This window comes from Streptomyces sp. ISL-11, assembly GCF_018614525.1.
Lineage (GTDB): Bacteria > Actinomycetota > Actinomycetes > Streptomycetales > Streptomycetaceae > Streptomyces.
In genome coordinates this window covers 1-16,791 of record NZ_JAGGOL010000143.1, presented here as the reverse complement: position 1 = coordinate 16,791, position 16,791 = coordinate 1, and the positions used below count along the sequence as shown (strand labels likewise).

The window sequence follows — 16,791 nt, the reverse complement described above, 5'->3', positions numbered from 1 at the left end:
CGCCGCCCTCGCCGCCGCCGCGGTCTGGGGCCCCCGCCTGCCCGCCCGGCCCCTGCGCCGCACCCTCGCGGCGACCGGCCGCACGGTGCTCGTACCCTTGCGGCGCCTGCATTCGGGGCACCTCGGCGACTACGTCACCTGGCTCGTGGTCGGCATGGCCGGCCTGGTCGTCGCCGTGGGGCTGCAGACGACGTTGCTCACACCTTAGGGCGCGGGTTTGGCGTGGCACCTGTCGGCTCCGTACAGTTCTTCGAGGCTTGCAACAGATCTGAGCTTCACTCGATCAGAAGAACTGGGAAACGACACCGCCGATGACGGTCACTGAAGAAAGCCGCGACGGCGCAGCCCTCCGCGCGGGCATCGACCCGGAGCGCATGGCGACCTGCCTGAGCGTGCTGGAGGAGCTCGACGAACTGCCGGTCGACCACCCGCAGGCGATCGAGATCCGGCGCGCCACCTCCGGCATCTACCGCACGGTCAAGCAGCGCCGCCGCCAGGAGCGGCGCGCCGCCAAGACCGCCAACGACAGGGCCGTCACCGAGGCGACCGCCACCGGCGCCGCGGACCGCATCGACGACGAGACGCGCGGCATCCCGCTCGCCGCCACCTCCGCTGCCCAGATCGTCGGCATCCTGGAGCGCCCGCGCTCCTGCTACATCTGCAAGTCCCGCTACACCGAGGTCGACGCGTTCTACCACCAGCTGTGCCAGCCGTGCGCCGCGGAGAACCGCGCCCGCCGCGACGCCCGCACGGACCTGACCGGCAAGCGCGCCCTGCTCACCGGCGGCCGCGCGAAGATCGGCATGTACATAGCCCTGCGGCTGCTGCGGGACGGCGCGCACACCACCGTCACCACGCGCTTCCCCAACGACGCCGTCCGGCGCTTCAAGGCCATGCCGGACAGCGCGGACTGGCTGCACCGCCTGAAGATCGTCGGCATCGACCTGCGCGACCCCGCGCAGGTCATCGCCCTGGCCGACTCCGTCGCCGCCGAGGGCCCGCTCGACATCCTGATCAACAACGCCGCCCAGACCGTGCGCCGCACCCCGGCCGCGTACCGCGAGCTGATCGCCGCCGAGGCCGCCCCGCTGCCCGCCGGTGAGCTGCCCGCCTCCATCGTCTTCGGCGCCTTCGGCAGCGGCGCGCAGCCCGCCCTGCCCGCCCCCGCCGGCAGCGGCCACGACGAGCTCACCCCGCAGGCGCTCACCGAACTCGCGCTGACCAGCGGCTCCGCCTCGCTCGCCCGCGTGGAGGCCGGCACCGCGATCGACGCCGGCGGCCTCGTGCCCGACCTGGACCCCACGAACACCTGGATCCAGAAGGTCGGCGAGGTCGACCCGGTCGAGCTCCTCGAAGTGCAGCTGTGCAATGTCACCGCGCCGTTCGTGCTGGTCAGCCGCCTGCGCCCGGCCATGGCCGCGTCGACGGCCCGCCGCAAGTACGTGGTGAACGTCTCCGCCATGGAGGGCGTCTTCAGCCGCGGCTACAAGGGCGCGGGCCACCCGCACACCAACATGGCCAAGGCCGCCCTCAACATGCTCACGCGCACCAGCGCCGACGAGATGTTCGAGTCCGACGGCATCCTGATGACCGCCGTCGACACGGGCTGGATCACCGACGAGCGCCCGCACCCCGACAAGGTGCGCCTGGCCGAGGAGGGCTTCCACGCCCCGCTCGACCTCGTCGACGGCGCCGCCCGCGTCTACGACCCGATCGTCCGCGGTGAGCAGGGCGAGGACCTCTACGGCTGCTTCCTCAAGGACTACGCGCCGGCTGGCTGGTAACCCCGCCGGACACCTCGTTCGAAACCGCCCGCCCGGGACCGCCCGGACGGGCGGTTTCGCCGTACCGGGCCCGTACGGCCACCGGCGCCCGCCCGCCGCCCGCACCCGGAAGGACCACTCCCGCCTGGCGCGAACCGTTCCCGGCGGGAGAGCGTGGACCCCATGGACGCCACAGTGAACGGCCACGACCTGGCGGACGGCGACAGCGGGGACGGCCCGCCGGCCCGCGTGCTGGTCGCCGGGGCCACGGGCTACATCGGCGGCCGCCTCGTCCCCGAGCTCCTCGACGCCGGCCACCGGGTGCGCTGCCTGGTCCGCGACCCGGGGCGGCTGCGCGACCAGCCCTGGGCGGCCCGCGTCGAGGCCGCCCAGGCGGACGTGACCCGCCCCGACACGCTCCCCGCCGCCATGAAGGACGTCGACGTCCTCTACTACCTCGTGCACGCGCTCGGCACCGGCCGGGACTTCGAGGAGACCGACCGGCGGGCCGCGCTCGCCGTCGGGCGCGCCGCGAAGGCCGCGGGCGTACGGCGCATCGTCTACCTCGGCGGCCCGGCACCCCGCCAGGTGCCCGAGAGCCACCTCTCCCCGCACCTGCGCTCGCGCGCCGAGGTCGGACGCATCCTGCTCGCCAGCGGCGTCCCCACCGCCCAGCTCCGGGCCGCGGTCGTCATCGGTTCCGGCTCGGCCTCCTTCGAGATGCTGCGCCACCTCACCGAACGCCTGCCCGTGATGGTCACCCCCACCTGGGTGCGCACCCGCGTCCAGCCCATCGCCGTCCGCGACGTCCTGCGCTATCTCCTGGCCGCCGCCCGGCTGCCGGCCACCGTCAGCCGGAGCTTCGACATCGGCGGCCCCGACGTGCTCACCTACCGCGGGATGATGGACCGCTACGCGGCCGTCGCCCGCCTCCCGCGCCGCGTCGTCCTGCCCGTACCGGTGCTCACGCCCGGGCTCTCCAGCCTCTGGGTCGGCCTGGTCACGCCCGTGCCCGGCGGCCTCGCCCGGCCGCTCGTGGAGTCCCTGCGGCACGAGGTGGTGTGCCGCGAGCACGACATCGCCCGCTACGCACCGGACCCGCCGGAGGGCCTGATCGGCTTCGACGAGGCCGTACGCCTGGCCCTCCAGCGCGTACGGGACGCGGACGTCGCCACCCACTGGTCCTCCGCGTCCCTGCCCGGCGCCCCCAGCGACCCCCTGCCGTCCGACCCCGACTGGTCCGGCGGCAGCCTCTACCAGGACCGCCGGGAGCTGGCCGTCGACGCGCCGCCCGACGCCCTGTGGCGCGTCGTCGAGGGCATCGGCGGCAGGAACGGCTGGTACTCCTTCCCGCTCGCCTGGTCCCTGCGCGGCCTGCTCGACCGCCTCTTCGGCGGCGTCGGCCTGCGCCGGGGCCGCCGCGACCCGCACGCGCTGCGGGTCGGCGACTCCCTCGACTTCTGGCGGGTGGAGGAGGTCGAGCCCGGCCGGATGCTGCGGCTGCGCGCGGAGATGCGGCTGCCGGGCCTGGCCTGGCTCGAACTGTCCGTCAGCCCCGACGGCCCGGCCCGCGCCACCTACCGCCAGCGGGCCCTGTTCCATCCCCACGGGCTGGCCGGGCACGCGTACTGGTGGAGCGTGGCCCCCTTCCACGCGGTGGTGTTCGGCGGCATGGCCCGCAACATCGCGCGGCGCGCGAAGACGGGCGGGGCGGGTCCGTGAACCCGACCGTGGCCGGCGGATAGTGTGAGCGGGCGGCTGCGGGCCGTGTCGTGCGCACCACCGCTGCGCGGCGGTGTCCTCAAGCGCCGGACGGGCTTGTTTCGGCTGAGCCCAGCCACAATCAGCCCGTCCGGCGTTTGAGGACGCGCCCGCAGGGCGCCCGCCGCCGCAGGCGGCAAAGACGGCCCGCCCGCCGCAGGCGGCCACGCGGCAAAGACGGCCCGCAGCCGAAGATCCGCCGGACACGGCCTGGTTCACCCTCCTGCCAACAGCCCCCGCACCGCGTCGAGCGTCGCCGGCAGGGACTCCGCCGCGATGCCGCCTCCCTGGGCGACATCCGCGGTGCCGCCACCCCGCCCGCCCAGCAGGGACTTCACCAGCGTCGCGGCCGACAGGCCCGCCGCGCGGGCCGCCGTGTTGAGCGCGATCGTCACCACCGCCCTGCCTCCCGCCTCGGCTCCGATCACGGCCACGCCCGGCCGGGCCTCCGGCAGCCGGTCGCGTACCGCCAGGGCGAGTGACCGCGCGTCGCCGTCCGTGGTCGCCGTGACCGTGACGGTCCCGTCGACGTCGGTCGCGGCGGCGGCGAGCTCCGCCGCCCGGCCGAGCGTCGCGCGCTGCCGCAGTTCCTCCGCGGCCTGGTCGGCGGCCTTCAGCCGGTCGAGCAGGACGGCCACCCGGTCGGCGAGCCGCGCGCGCGGTGCCTGGAGCTGCTCCGCGAGGCGGGCGACGAGGTCGCGCTCGCGGGCGAGGTAGCCGAAGCCCTCGACGCCGACCGCGGCCTCCAGCCGGCGCATGCCCGCGCCCACCGAGGACTCGCCGGTCAGCGCGACCAGCCCGATCTGCGAGGCGTGCGCGACGTGCGTGCCGCCGCACAGCTCGCGCGACCACGCGCCGCCGATCTCCACGACCCGCACCCGCTCGCCGTACGTCTCGCCGAACAGGGCGAGCGCGCCCAGCTCCTTGGCCTCCGGCAGCGTCATCCACCGGGCGTCGACGGGCAGATCGCGGCGCAGGGCGCGGTTCGCGGCCTCCTCGACCTCGCCGCGGGCGGCCGGGCCGAGCGCGCCGCGCCAGGGGAAGTCCAGGCGCAGATAGCCGGGGCGGTTGTACGAACCGGCCTGGAGCGCCGTCGGGCCGAGCACCTGCCGCAGCGCCGCGTGCAGCACGTGCGTGCCGGAGTGGGCCTGGCGGGCGCCCAGCCGCCACTCGGCGTCGACGGCCGCCCGTACGGCGTCGCCCACGGCCAGCTCGCCGGCGGTCACCCGCACCTGATGGGCCACCAGCCCCGGCAGCGGCCGCTGCACGTCCAGCACCTCGGCCTCCACCGAGGCCCCGGTCAGGACGCCCGCGTCGCTCTCCTGGCCGCCGGACTCGGCGTAGAAGGGGGTGCGGTCCAGGACGACGGTGGCGATCTCCCCGGCCCGTACGGACGTCAGCGGGCCGGCCGGGCCCAGCAGGGCCAGCACCGTGGAGTCCGTCAGCAGGGTGTCGTAGGCCCGCCAGTCCGTCGGGCCGTGCGCGTCCAGCACCGACCGCAGCGCCGAGGTGTCGAGCGCGCCGCCCGACTTGCGGGCGCGGGCGTCCGCGCGGGCGCGTTCGCGCTGCTCGGCCATCAGGGCGGTGAAACCGTCGCGGTCGACCTCGACGCCCTGCTCCTCGGCCATCTCCAGCGTCAGGTCGATCGGGAAGCCGTAGGTGTCGTGCAGCAGGAACGCCTGCTTGCCGGGCAGCAGATGGCCGCCCTGCTTCCTGACCTCGGCCACCGCCGTGTCGAGCACGGTCGTGCCCTGGCGCAGCGTGGAGCGGAAGGCGTCCTCCTCGGCGTACGCCTGCTGGGCGATGCGGTCGAACTCCCCGGCCACCTCCGGGTAGCTGTGGGCCATGCGGTCCCGGGCGGCCGGCAGCAGCTCCGGGAGCGCCGGGTCCTGGTACCCGAGCAGGCGCACCGACCGGACGGCGCGGCGCAGGATGCGGCGCAGGACGTAGCCGCGGCCCTCGTTGCCGGGCGCGGTGCCGTCGGCGAGCAGCATCAGGGCGGTACGGACGTGGTCGGCGACGACGCGCAGCCGGACGTCGGCCTGGTGGTCGGCGCCGTAGCGCACACCGGTCAGCTCGGCGGCACGGTCGAGGACGGGCCGGGTCTCGTCGATCTCGTAGAGGTTGTCGACGCCCTGGAGCAGGGTGGCCATGCGCTCCAGGCCCATGCCGGTGTCGATGTTGCGGCGGGGGAGCTCGCCGAGGATCGGGTAGCCGGTCTTCCCGCCGCCCTCGCCCCGCTCGTACTGCATGAAGACGAGGTTCCAGAACTCCATGTACCGGTCCTCGTCGACGGCCGGTCCGCCCGCCCGGCCGAGGGCGGGCCCACGGTCGTAGTACAGCTCCGAGCAGGGGCCGCACGGGCCGGGGACGCCCATGGACCAGAAGTTGTCCTCGTCGCCCCGGCGCACGACGCGCTCCGGCGGCAGCCCGATGCGCCGCCACAGCTCGGCGGCCTCGTCGTCGGAGTGGCGCACGGTCGCCCAGATGCGGTCGGGGTCGAGCCCGTACCCGCCCTCCGCGACGGGGGAGGTGGAGAGCTGCCAGGCGTAGGAGACGGCCTCCTCCTTGAAGTAGTCGCCGAAGGAGAAGTTGCCGTTCATCTGGAAGAACGAGCCGTGCCGGGTCGTGCGGCCGACCTCCTCGATGTCGAGGGTCCGCACACACTTCTGCACGCTGGTCGCGCGCGGCCACGGCGGCGCGGCCTCACCCGTCAGGTACGGCTTGAAGGGGACCATGCCCGCGTTGACGAACAGCAGCGTGGGATCGGGCGTGGGCAGCGGCGCGCTGGGGACCACGGTGTGACCCCGCGCGGCGAAGAAGTCGAGGAAGCGGCTGCGGATGTCGGCGGTACGCATGTGCCCTCCGGGCGGGTTCGATGGTCGTGGCCGGTCCGGCACCGGACGCCGGCGTCGTGGGGTACGTGCCGTCGCGGCGGAGTATTCCCTCGCGGGGGTCCTTCGGGGGTACGGGGCCGGTTGGCGTGTCGCGCCACGGGACGGCTCGCACCGGGCTGTGCCGGGGGCTGCGGTGCCGGGTCCGGCGTGCCGGCCCCAGCCCGCCGGGGAGCGGTCGGGCAGGGCCGAACCGCCCGGTCGGGGCGTGCGGCGCCCCGCACATCCCCGCCGCGACGCCGCGTCGTTCGACCGGGCACCCACCCGCGACGAAGGGGCACGGACCTGGCAGCCCGCGCTCCTACGCCACTCGTGCCCCGCGCGCGACGGGATGCAGCGCCGCGTACTCCAGCGGAGCGGACGGGTCGATCGACACGTCCAGCGGCGCCGGCTCCGCCCCCGCCCGTACGAGGAGGTCGCCGACCGCGGCGATCATCGCGCCGTTGTCCGTGCACAGCCGCATCGGCGGTACCCGCAGCTCGATGCCCGCGGCCTCGCAGCGGGACTGGGCCAGCGCCCGTACGCGCGAGTTCGCGGCCACGCCGCCGACGATCACCAGGGTGCCCACGCCGTGGTCCCGGCACGCGGCGACCGCCTTGCGGGTGAGGACGTCGGCCACGGCCTCCTGGAGGGAGGCCGCGCCGTCCGCGACGGGCAGGGGCCGCCCGGCCGCCCGGTGCTGCTCGGCCCAGCGCGCGGCGGCCGTCTTCAGACCCGAGAAGGAGAAGGCGTACGGGTCGTCGCGCGGCCCGGTGAGCGGCCGCGGGAAGGCCACGGCGCGCGGGTCGCCCTCGCGCGCCGCCCGGTCGACGGCGGGACCGCCGGGGTAGGGCAGGCCGAAGACGCGGGCGACCTTGTCGAAGCACTCGCCGGCCGCGTCGTCGAGGGTGTCGCCGAGGTGGACGATCGGGTCGCGGGCCAGGTCCCGTACGAGCAGCAGCGAGGTGTGGCCGCCGGAGACGATCAGCACCATGCACGGGTCGGGCAGCGGACCGTGCTCCAGGGTGTCGGCGGCCACGTGCCCGGCGAGGTGGTGCACTCCGTACAGCGGCACCCCCAGCGAGTACGCGAAGCCCTTCGCCGCCGCGACGCCGACCTGGAGGGCGCCGGACAGGCCGGGGCCGGTCGTCACCGCGACCGCGCCGATGTCGGCCATGGTCAGCCCCGCGTCGGCCAGCGCGGCGTGGACGACGGGCGCCGCCGCGTGCACGTGCGCGCGGGCCGCGATCTCCGGCACGACGCCGCCGAAGCGCGCGTGCTCGTCCATGCTGGAGGCCACCGCGTGACCCAGCAGCTTTCCGTCCCGGACCAGACCGGCGCCGGTCTCGTCGCAGGACGACTCGATACCCAGCACCACCGGTGAACGCGTCACGACACGCCTCCTGCCTTTTCTAAGTAAGTGCACATCCTATGCAACAAGCCCGGGCGAGGTCCCGGCCGTGGGGTCGTCCCCGCAGGTCAGTAGAGTTCCCGTGCCCTGTCCCCTCGCCGCACCCCGAGGTACGCCCGTGAGCTCCGCCCCCGTGACGGTCGTCGGCATCGGCGCCGACGGCTGGCCCGGCCTCGCCCCCGGCTCCCGGGAGGCGCTGCACCACGCCGAGGTGATCATCGGCGGCCCGCGCCAGCTCGCGCTGCTGCCGCCGGACTGCGCGGGCGAGCGCGTCGCCTGGCCCTCGCCGCTGCGCCCCGCCGTCCCCGGACTGCTCGCCGCCCACGCCGGGCGCCGGGTGTGCGTGCTGGCCAGCGGCGACCCCATGTTCTTCGGCATCGGCCGCACCCTCGTCGACGTCCTCGGCGACGCGGACGCGCTGCGGGTGCTGCCGCACCCCTCCTCCGCGTCGTACGCCTGCGCCCGCCTGGGCTGGCCGCTGGAGGAGACCGAGGTGGTCAGCCTCGTCGGCCGCCCGCCGGAGGCGCTCCACGCCGCGCTGCACCACGGCCGCCGCCTGCTGCTGCTCAGCGCCGGCGCCGGCACCCCCGCCGAGGTCGCCGCCGCGCTGTCCGCGCGCGGCTTCGGGCCGAGCCGGATGACCGTACTGGAACACCTCGGCGGCGAGCGCGAACGGCGCGTCGAGGGCACCGCCGACGGCTGGCCGCACCCGCCCGGCGATGCGCTGAACGTCATCGCCGTGGAATGCCGCCGCCTGCCCGGCGCGCCGCGCCTGCCGCTCACCCCCGGGCTTCCGGACGAAGCCTTCGAGCACGACGGCCAATTGACGAAGCGTCACGTACGGGCGGTGACGCTCGCCACCCTCGCGCCGGCCCCGGGCGAACTGCTGTGGGACGTCGGCGGCGGCTCCGGCTCCATCGGCGTCGAATGGATGCGGGCCCACCGCACGTGCCGCGCCGTCGCCGTCGAGCGCGACACCGTACGGGCCGGGCGGATCGCCCGTAACGCCGCCGCGCTCGGCGTACCCGCCCTGCGCGTGGTCACCGGCGCCGCGCCCGCCGCGCTCGCCGGACTGCCCACGCCCGACGCCGTGTTCATCGGCGGCGGACTGACCGCCCCCGGCCTGCTCGACGCCTGCTGGGACGCGCTGCCCCCCGGCGGTCGGCTCGTCGCCAACACCGTGACCCTCGAATCCGAGGCGCTGCTCACCGAGTACCACCGCCGCCACGGCGGCGAGCTGACCCGCCTCGCCGTCGCGCGCGCGGTCCCCGTCGGGGGCTTCACCGGCTGGCGGCAGGCGATGCCGGTGACGCAGTGGTCGGTCGTCAGGCCCGCAGCAGGAGCAACCGCAGAAGGAGCGACCCCCGCATGACCGTGTACTTCATCGGCGCCGGCCCCGGCGCCGCCGACCTGATCACGGTGCGCGGCGCGCGCACGCTGGCCCGCTGCGGCGTCTGCCTCTACGCGGGCAGCCTCGTTCCCCGCGAACTCCTCGCCGAGTGCCCGCCGGACGCCCGCCTCGTCGACACCGCCCGGCTCGACCTCGACGAGATCACCGCCGAGTTCGTCCGCGCCCACGAGGCCGGCCTCGACGTCGCCCGGCTGCACTCCGGCGACCCCGCCGTCTTCAGCGCCGTCGCCGAGCAGATCCGCCGCCTGGACGCGGCCGGCATCCCGTACGAGATCGTCCCCGGCGTGCCCGCCTTCGCCGCGGCCGCCGCCGCGCTCGGCCGCGAGCTGACCGTGCCCACCGTCGGCCAGACGGTCATCCTCACCCGCGTCGCCCAGCGGGCCACCCCCATGCCCCCCGGCGAGGACCTCGCCACCCTCGGCCGCAGCGGCGCGCTCCTCGTCCTGCACCTCGCCGCCCGCCACGCCGACCGCGTCGTCGCCGAACTCCTCCCGCACTACGGCCCCGACTGCCCCGCCGCCGTCGTCGCCATGGCCAGCCGCCCCGACGAGGTCGTCCTGCGCGGCACCCTCGCCGGCATCGCGGACCAGGTGAGGGAGGCCGGCGTCGTGCGGACCGCCGTCATCCTCGTCGGCCGCGCGCTGGCGGCCGAGCAGTTCCCGGACAGCTTCCTGTACTCGACGACGCGGGACCGCGACGCGTGCGGGCTGACGGTGCCCGAGCGCGTCGAGGACTGAGCGCTTGACCCTCACACCGTGTCAGGCCGTGGACTGAACCCACCATGTTCACCATCGGAGACTTCGCCCGGCACGGCCGTGTGTCCGTCCGCATGCTGCGCCACTACGACGCCATCGGACTGCTGCGCCCCGCCCACGTCGACCCGTTCAGCGGCTACCGCTTCTACGAAGCCGGCCAGCTCGCCCGCCTCCACCGCGTCATCGCCCTCAAGGACCTCGGCTTCACGCTGGAGCAGGTCCGGGCGATCGTGGACGAGCGGGTGGGCGCCGAGGAGCTGCGCGGGATGCTGCGGCTGCGGCGGGCCGAGCTGGAGGCGGCCGTCGCGGCCGCCACGGCGCGGCTGGGCCACGTCGAGGCGAGGCTCCGCACGATCGAGAGTGAGGGACGCATGAGCACCCACGACGTGGTGGTCAAGCACGTTCCGGCCGTACGGGTCGCCGAGCTGAGCGGCACGGCGGCCGGTTTCCGGCCCGAGGACATCGGCCCGGTGGTCGGCCCGCTGTTCACCGAGCTCTGCCGCCGGCTCGAAGCCGCCGGGGCCGAGCCGACGGGGCCGGCCATCGCCTCCTACGAGGGCTCCCCGGACGGCGGCGACGCCATCCTCGTCCACGCCGCCGTGCCGGTCGCCGCGGACTTCCGCGGCGGGCCGGACCTCGCCGTCGTCGAGCTGCCGGCGATCGACAGCGCGGCCACCGTCGTCCACCACGGCCCCATGGACGACGTCATGCCGACGGTCCAGGCCCTGGCCCACTGGATCGACGCCAACGGCTACCGCTCGGCGGGCCACGCGCGCGAGCTGTACATCGCGTACGGGGAGGGGCCGGCCGACGGCTGGGTGACGGAGCTTCAGGAGCCGGTCGAGCGGGCGGCCACCGGCGGCTGACCGGACGGCGGCTGACCGGACGACGGTTGACCGGACGCGTACAGGCCCGGTCGCAGCCACGGGCGCTTCGCTGTGGTGCCCCTGGCACGATCGGGCCCGCCGTGCGGGGGCGGCATCGGTGCCGGCGAGCCGCGGCCCCCTGCCTGGGGGGCGCGGGCGCCGTCGGCTTCCGGTCAAGTTACCGACAGGCACTGGCGGCACACCCGCCCCCGCCTTAACTTTGGGCGCGACCAGGCGTGGACATGCCTGGCGTTTGGGGAGGATCACATGCGCATCCGCAACCGTATCGCCATGACCACCGCCGCCCTCGCCCTCGCGACGGGCGGGCTGCTCACCGTCGCTCCCTCCGCTTCCGCTTCCCCCGGCTCGGCCGATGCCCTGTCCTGCAGTGCGCGCGGGGTGCGCGGCAGCGGTGGCCACTACGGCTCGGCGATCACCTGCAACGGCGGTTCGTTCACCGGTGTCATCGACTGCCGCCGCTTCGACAACGGCTATGTCTACCGCCACTTCGGCAACCGGGTTCTCTCCGGCGGCACGTCGACCGTGTGGTGCGACCTGAACGCGGGAGTCATCAACGCCTACGGCACCCCGAGCTAGCGCCCCGCGGGCCCCTTCGGTTCCGCGCGCCCCACGATCGTGCCCGCGCGGTCGATGCAGATGACGTCGACCGTGACGGGCGCGCCGCGCAGCACCGCCAGGGCCTCGTCGCGGGCGGTGGCCGCCACCAGGTCGCCGAGGGGCACCCCGCGGGCCGCGCAGCGCTGGAGGGCGTCCAGGCCCGTGTTCGCCGCCGCCACGGCCGAGGCCAGGGGCTCGTCGGCGCCGGCCCTGCGGGCCAGTTCCGCCAGGAAGCCCTTGTCGACCTGCGAGCGCGCCGAGTGCAGGTCGAGGTGGCCCGCCGCGAGCTTGGACAGCTTCGCGAAGCCGCCCGCGACGGTGAGCCGGTCCACCGGGTGACGGCGTACGTACTTCAGCACCGCCCCCGCGAAGTCGCCCATGTCCAGCAGCGCGTCCTCGGGCAGCCCGTGCACGGCCACCGCGACCTTCTCCGACGTCGAGCCCGTACAGCCCGCCACATGCGTACGGCCCGCCGCCCGGGCCACGTCCACGCCGCGCCGGATGCTGTCGATCCACGCGGAACAGGAGTAGGGGACGACGATGCCCGTGGTGCCCAGGATGGAGATGCCGCCCAGGATGCCCAGGCGGCCGTTCCACGTGGAGCGGGCGATCTCCTCGCCGTGATCGACCGAGACCTCGATCTCGACGTCGCCCGTGCCACCGTGCCGGGCGGCGACCTCCGCGACGTGCTCGCGCATCATCTGCCGGGGCACCGGATTGATCGCCGGCTCGCCGACCGCCAGCGGCAGACCGGGCCGGGTGACCGTCCCCACCCCCGGCCCCGCCCGGAAGACCACCCCCGAACCGGGCGGCAGCACCCGTACCGTCGAGCGGATCAGCGCGCCGTGCGTCACGTCCGGGTCGTCACCGGCGTCCTTGACTATCGCGGCCATGGCGCTCCGCCCGCCGCCGCGCATCTCCTCGGCGGCCAGCGCGAACGCGGGCGTCTGCCCCTTGGGCAGGGTGATCGTCACCGGGTCGGGGAACTCGCCCGTGAGCACGGCGGTGTACGCGGCCGTGGTGGCGGCGGTGGCACACGCACCCGTGGTCCAGCCGTGGCGGAGCCCGGTGTGCTGGAGCTGGGCGGCGCGCCCGCCGGTGGCCTTGCCGGCCGGGGAGTCGGTCACGGGGCGCTCCGGAAGGATTTCCCGCCGCGGCGGTGAGCGATCACAATGTGCGGGACCGGCGGTGCCGAACCGGCCGGGACCACGAGAAAGAGGCCCATCGTGAGCGCCGAGCGCCACATCCTGATCCTCGGCGGTACGACCGAGGCGCGGCGGCTCGCGGAAGTCCTGGCCGCCGACCCCGCGCTGCGCGTGACGTCCTCGCTGGCCGGGCGGGTCGCCCAGCCGCGGCTGCCCGCCGGGCAGGTCCGCATCGGAGGGTTCGGTGGGCCCAGCGGCATGGCGCGTTGGCTGCGCGAGCACCAGGTGGACGCACTCATCGACGCCACCCATCCTTTCGCCGGCACGATCAGTTTCAACGCGGCACGAGCTGCCGCCGAGGTCCATGTTCCCCTGCTCGCCCTCCGCCGCCCCGGCTGGGTCGCGGGTCCGGGCGACGACTGGCACCCGGTCGACTCGCTGGCCGAGGCCGCCGACGCGCTGCCGACGCTGGGCGAGCGGGTCTTCCTGACCACGGGCCGGATGGGCCTCGCGGCCTTTGCCCACCTGGAGGATATGTGGTTCCTCGTCCGCTCCGTGGACGCCCCGGAACCGCCGATGCCGGCGAGCACGGAGGTGCTGCTGGACCGGGGCCCGTTCACGGTCGAGGGCGAACGGGAGTTGCTGCGGCGCCACCGGGTCGACGTCCTGGTGACGAAGGACAGCGGGGCAGCGGCGACGGCCGCGAAGCTGGTCGCGGCGCGCGAGGCGGGCATTCCGGTGGTGGTCGTCCGCCGGCCTCCGGTCCCGGAGGGGGTGCCGGTCGCGGCGGATCCGGCGGAGACGGTGCGCTGGCTGCGCGCGCAGGTGGGCTGACGGCGCCGGTTCCGCTCCGGCGCGCGGGTTTGTGAGCGGTACGGTCGGAACGCGCCGGAAGGAGGCCCCATGACCGCACAGCCTGCCGAAGAACCAGCCGAGCTCATCCCACGGCCCGAGATGACGGTTCCCGCGCTACGGGCCGCGCTCGCGCGGGTGGCCTCTTCCCGCCTCGCGGAGTTCCAGGCGGACCGTGATGCGGCGTTCACCGCGGCCACCCAGCACGCCTCGTTCCATCCGATCCGGATGTTCCAGGTCAAATGGACGACCGAGATCGAGATCGAGCGTCGCCCCGGCCTGGCCGCGCGGTAACGCGCGGCCTTGGACGCTGCGAACACTCTCGACCGTGATGACCCGAGATGGCGTGCGGCCATGGACGCGTGCCTGGCCGTCCGCGACGAGGCACGGGCCGCGGTGACCGGTGACTGACACCTGGTTGTGGGAGCACGACCCGGACTCCGCGTTCGTCATCGGTGGTATCGACAACCTCGCCTTCATCGCGAAGGCCGAGGAACGGGCCGACGAACCGGTCCGGGCCGCGGCGGCTCTCCACCTCGACGGGGCGAAGTACATGGGCACCTCGCCCCGTATGCAGGAAGAGACCATCGACGCGTCGGGCATGTTCGTGTACCAGGTCGTCCCACGTCACCAGTGGTCTACCTCCGGCAGGTCACCTTCGTCGGGCCGTGACCCTTCGCGAGCAGCGGACCGGCCACGCCCCTATCCCTCCGGATACCGCCTGGGCGTCCAGACGATCTCCTCCTCGCCCGTTTCGCCGCGCAGTGCCGTCCGGGTCTGCGTCGAGCCCACCAGCAGGATCGTCCGCATGTCGACCTGGGCCGGGTCGAGGTCGCCGAGCCTGACGATCCGGACGCTCTCCTCCGGGCCGCCGACGTCGCGGGCGAGGACCACCGGGGTGTCCGGCGCGCGGTGTTCGAGGAGGAGCTCGCGGGCCTTGCCGACCTGCTGGACGCGGGTGCGGGACCCGGGGTTGTACAGGGCCAGGACCAGGTCCGCCGCCGCCGCGGCGCGCAGGCGCTCCGCGATGACCTCCCAGGGCTTGAGGCGGTCGGAGAGGGAGACCACCGCGTAGTCGTGGCCCAGCGGCGCACCCGCCCGCGCGGCCGCCGCGTGGGCCGCGGTCATGCCGGGCAGCACCCGCACCGGCACCTCGCGGTACGGGTCCTCCGAGGCGACCTCCAGGACGGCCGTCGCCATCGCGAAGACACCCGGGTCACCGGAGGAGACGACCGCGACCCGCCGCCCCTGCCGGGCCAGGTCGAGGGCGAACTCGGCGCGCTCGGACTCCACCTTGTTGTCGGACGGGTGGCGGCGCTGACCGGGCCGTACCGGCACCCGGTCGATGTACGTGCTGTAGCCCACCAGATCCTCCGCCGCCGCGAGCTCGCCCCGCGCCTCGGGCGTCAGCCACAGCGGGCCGGCCGGGCCGAGCCCCACGACCACGACCTCGCCGCGCGCGGCCGGCGGCTTGGCGTCGACGCGGCTCGGCAGCACCGCCACCGAGAAGTACGGCACCGAGTCCGGTGCCACGTCCGCCAGCGCGCCCGTGCGCTCCCCGCTCATCGTGGCGCGCTCGACGTACCGCGCCTCCGCCAGCCGGCCCGACCGCTCCAGCGCACCCCGCACCGCCGGGAACGTCCGCCCGAGCTTCATCACCACCGCCGAGTCGGTCGAGGCGAGACGGGCTGTCAGCTCCTCCTCGGGCAGCGTGCCCGGCAGGATCGTCAGCACCTCCTCGCCCTCCACCAGCGGGGTGCCCAGCGCCGCGGCCGCCGCGCTCACCGACGTCACCCCGGGGATCACCTCGGTGGGGTAGCGGCCCGCGAGCCGCTTGTGCATGTGCATGTACGAGCTGTAGAAGAGCGGATCGCCCTCGGCGAGCACCGCGACGGTGCGCCCGGCGTCCAGGTGCGCGGCGAGGCGGGCCGCGGCCTCCTCGTAGAACTCCTCCATCGCGCCCCGGTAGCCGCCGGGGTGGTCGGTGGTCTCCACCGTGACGGGGTAGACCAGCCGTTCCTCGATGTGGCCGGGGCGCAGGTGGCGTTCGGCGATGGAGCGCGCGATGGAGCGGCCGTGCCGGGCGCTGTGATACGCGACGACGTCCGCCTCGGCGATGACCTCCACGGCCCGTACGGTCATCAGGGACGGGTCACCGGGGCCGAGACCGACCCCGTACAGCCGGCCCGTCGTCGAAGGCTGCTCGCTCACTCTTCCTCGCTCGCTATCGCGTTGATCGCGGCCGCGGCCATGGCGCTGCCGCCGCGCCGGCCCCGCACCACCAGGTAATCCAGCCCCAACGGGCTGTCGGCCAGCGCGTCCTTGGACTCGGCGGCGCCGATGAAACCGACGGGTATGCCGATGACCGCCGCCGGGCGCGGGGCGCCCTCCGCGATCATCTCCAGCAGCCTGAACAGCGCGGTCGGCGCGTTGCCGACCGCGACCACGGCCCCGTCGAGCCGGTCGCGCCACAGTTCCAGGGCCGCCGCGCTGCGGGTGGTGCCCATCCGGCGCGCCAGCTCCGGCACGGCCGGGTCGGCGAGGGTGCACAGCACCTCGTTGTCCGCGGGCAGCCGCTTGCGGGTGACGCCGCTGGCGACCATGTTCGCGTCGCACAGGATCGGCGCCCCGGCGCGCAGCGCCTCGCGGGCCCGCGCCACGACGCGGGGGCTGTAGGCGAGGTCCCGCACGAGATCGGTCATCCCGCAGGCGTGGATCATGCGCACCGCGACCTGGCTGACGTCCGGCGGCAGGGCGCCGAGGTCGGCCTCGGCGCGGATGGTGGCAAAGGACTGGCGGTAGATGGACGCGCCGTCCTTTTCGTAGTCGAACACTCTGCCTCGCTTGCTGATGTCGCTCTGTGGGGTCGTTCCGTGCCACGGGCCGGTGATGCCGGCCGGTGCCCGCCGTGTGCCGCTGTGTCGTAGTCGTATGGGTCGTGGTCCGTGCGCGGCCCTTGGGTCTTATGTGGTTGTCCGTGCCGCCGCCACCGCGTCGGGCAGCCGGTCCGCCGGCACGGCGCGTACCGCCTCCGGACCGTTGTCCGGCCCGTCCGGCCCGTCGTCGCCCGGCCCGTCCGCCGCGTTCCGCCGCACCGTGACCTCGTAGCCCTCGCCGGTCGCCAGGACGTCGACCCAGGCGCCGTCGGCCGGGTGGCCGCACCGCCGTGCGCATCCCGACCAGTACACCGGCAGCCCGGCGCTCCTCCGGTCCGTCAGGCAGGCCCGCGCCACCGCCCGGACGTCCGCGAGGGACTTGGCGCAGCCGGGGCGGCCGGCGCAGGCACCCGCGCGGTGCCAGGCGCTGTCGGCGGACGTGACGAGGCCGGCGTCCGCG

Annotated in this window: 14 protein-coding genes and 1 pseudogene; 9 read left to right on the top strand and 6 right to left on the bottom strand. The window is 75.1% G+C overall.

All coding sequences use genetic code 11. From position 1 onward, the window contains the following. The 3 genes from J7E86_RS25250 to J7E86_RS25240 all read left to right on the top strand — a co-directional run. Positions 1–208 (top strand): hypothetical protein (locus J7E86_RS25250; protein ID WP_215084529.1); only part of this gene is annotated, 208 nt, incomplete at its 5' end. A gap of 103 nt (positions 209–311) precedes the next feature. Further along, positions 312–1,784: an SDR family NAD(P)-dependent oxidoreductase gene (locus tag J7E86_RS25245; RefSeq protein WP_215084527.1), complete on the top strand. Its 1,473-nt coding sequence runs from the start codon at positions 312–314 to the stop codon at positions 1,782–1,784. 162 nt (positions 1,785–1,946) lie between these two features. Further along, positions 1,947–3,485, top strand: coding sequence for an SDR family oxidoreductase (locus J7E86_RS25240; RefSeq protein WP_215084525.1), 1,539 nt, complete (start codon positions 1,947–1,949; stop codon positions 3,483–3,485). Between the two features lie 254 nt (positions 3,486–3,739). Here the strand turns inward: J7E86_RS25240 and alaS are convergent, their stop codons facing one another. Both alaS and tsaD read right to left on the bottom strand, forming a co-directional pair. Further along, positions 3,740–6,382, bottom strand: a complete 2,643-nt coding sequence (gene alaS, locus J7E86_RS25235) for an alanine--tRNA ligase (protein WP_215084523.1) — start codon at positions 6,380–6,382, stop codon at positions 3,740–3,742. Between the two features lie 337 nt (positions 6,383–6,719). Next, positions 6,720–7,775 carry a tRNA (adenosine(37)-N6)-threonylcarbamoyltransferase complex transferase subunit TsaD gene (gene tsaD / locus J7E86_RS25230; protein ID WP_215084531.1) on the bottom strand — a complete coding sequence of 352 codons (1,056 nt, stop codon included), beginning with the start codon at positions 7,773–7,775 and terminating at the stop codon, positions 6,720–6,722. Positions 7,776–7,926: 151 nt separating this feature from the next. Between tsaD and cbiE the strand changes: the two genes are divergently transcribed. From cbiE to J7E86_RS25210, 4 genes are all read left to right on the top strand, one after another. After that, positions 7,927–9,180: a precorrin-6y C5,15-methyltransferase (decarboxylating) subunit CbiE gene (gene cbiE, locus J7E86_RS25225; protein WP_308312728.1), complete on the top strand. Its 1,254-nt coding sequence runs from the start codon at positions 7,927–7,929 to the stop codon at positions 9,178–9,180. After that, positions 9,177–9,956, top strand: coding sequence for a precorrin-4 C(11)-methyltransferase (gene cobM, locus J7E86_RS25220; RefSeq protein WP_215084519.1), 780 nt, complete (start codon positions 9,177–9,179; stop codon positions 9,954–9,956). Before cbiE ends, cobM begins: the two co-directional genes overlap by 4 nt. Positions 9,957–10,000: 44 nt before the next feature. Continuing rightward, positions 10,001–10,840 carry a MerR family transcriptional regulator gene (locus tag J7E86_RS25215; protein WP_215084518.1) on the top strand — a complete coding sequence of 280 codons (840 nt, stop codon included), beginning with the start codon at positions 10,001–10,003 and terminating at the stop codon, positions 10,838–10,840. Positions 10,841–11,107: 267 nt separating this feature from the next. Further along, on the top strand, positions 11,108–11,437 hold the full coding sequence (locus J7E86_RS25210) for a hypothetical protein (protein WP_215084517.1): 330 nt from the start codon (positions 11,108–11,110) through the stop codon (positions 11,435–11,437). On the opposite strand, the gene J7E86_RS25205 is transcribed toward J7E86_RS25210, so the two are convergent. Continuing rightward, on the bottom strand, positions 11,434–12,585 hold the full coding sequence (locus J7E86_RS25205) for a cobalt-precorrin-5B (C(1))-methyltransferase (RefSeq protein WP_215084516.1): 1,152 nt from the start codon (positions 12,583–12,585) through the stop codon (positions 11,434–11,436). The genes J7E86_RS25210 and J7E86_RS25205 overlap by 4 nt on opposite strands. Positions 12,586–12,684: 99 nt before the next feature. Here J7E86_RS25205 and J7E86_RS25200 point away from each other — a divergent pair, with 99 nt between their 5' ends. Both J7E86_RS25200 and J7E86_RS25195 read left to right on the top strand, forming a co-directional pair. Continuing rightward, positions 12,685–13,437, top strand: a complete 753-nt coding sequence (locus J7E86_RS25200) for a cobalt-precorrin-6A reductase (protein WP_308312727.1) — start codon at positions 12,685–12,687, stop codon at positions 13,435–13,437. A 69-nt stretch (positions 13,438–13,506) separates the two neighbouring features. After that, positions 13,507–13,749: a hypothetical protein gene (locus tag J7E86_RS25195; RefSeq protein ID WP_251019646.1), complete on the top strand. Its 243-nt coding sequence runs from the start codon at positions 13,507–13,509 to the stop codon at positions 13,747–13,749. Positions 13,750–14,157: 408 nt separating this feature from the next. On the opposite strand, the gene J7E86_RS25190 is transcribed toward J7E86_RS25195, so the two are convergent. The 3 genes and pseudogenes from J7E86_RS25190 to J7E86_RS25180 form a co-directional block, all read right to left on the bottom strand. Continuing rightward, entirely contained in the window at positions 14,158–15,666 is a 1,509-nt protein-coding gene (locus tag J7E86_RS25190; protein ID WP_215084514.1) for a precorrin-2 C(20)-methyltransferase, read from the bottom strand. Continuing rightward, positions 15,663–16,289 carry a precorrin-8X methylmutase gene (locus J7E86_RS25185; protein ID WP_215084513.1) on the bottom strand — a complete coding sequence of 209 codons (627 nt, stop codon included), beginning with the start codon at positions 16,287–16,289 and terminating at the stop codon, positions 15,663–15,665. Before J7E86_RS25185 ends, J7E86_RS25190 begins: the two co-directional genes overlap by 4 nt. Before the next feature lie 129 nt (positions 16,290–16,418). Beyond that, positions 16,419–16,791, bottom strand: a pseudogene (locus tag J7E86_RS25180) (precorrin-3B synthase); the annotation flags it as partial.

Excerpts from the sequence above, each read along its gene's own strand:
- cobM (WP_215084519.1), top strand. The coding sequence starts at position 9,177 with ATGACCGTGTACTTCATCGGCGCCGGCCCCGGCGCCGCCGACCTGATC.
- J7E86_RS25245 (WP_215084527.1), top strand. The coding sequence starts at position 312 with ATGACGGTCACTGAAGAAAGCCGCGACGGCGCAGCCCTCCGCGCGGGC.
- J7E86_RS25195 (WP_251019646.1), top strand. The coding sequence starts at position 13,507 with ATGACCGCACAGCCTGCCGAAGAACCAGCCGAGCTCATCCCACGGCCC.
- J7E86_RS25240 (WP_215084525.1), top strand. The coding sequence starts at position 1,947 with ATGGACGCCACAGTGAACGGCCACGACCTGGCGGACGGCGACAGCGGG.
- J7E86_RS25210 (WP_215084517.1), top strand. The coding sequence starts at position 11,108 with ATGCGCATCCGCAACCGTATCGCCATGACCACCGCCGCCCTCGCCCTC.
- J7E86_RS25215 (WP_215084518.1), top strand. The coding sequence starts at position 10,001 with ATGTTCACCATCGGAGACTTCGCCCGGCACGGCCGTGTGTCCGTCCGC.
- alaS (WP_215084523.1), bottom strand. The coding sequence starts at position 6,382 with ATGCGTACCGCCGACATCCGCAGCCGCTTCCTCGACTTCTTCGCCGCG.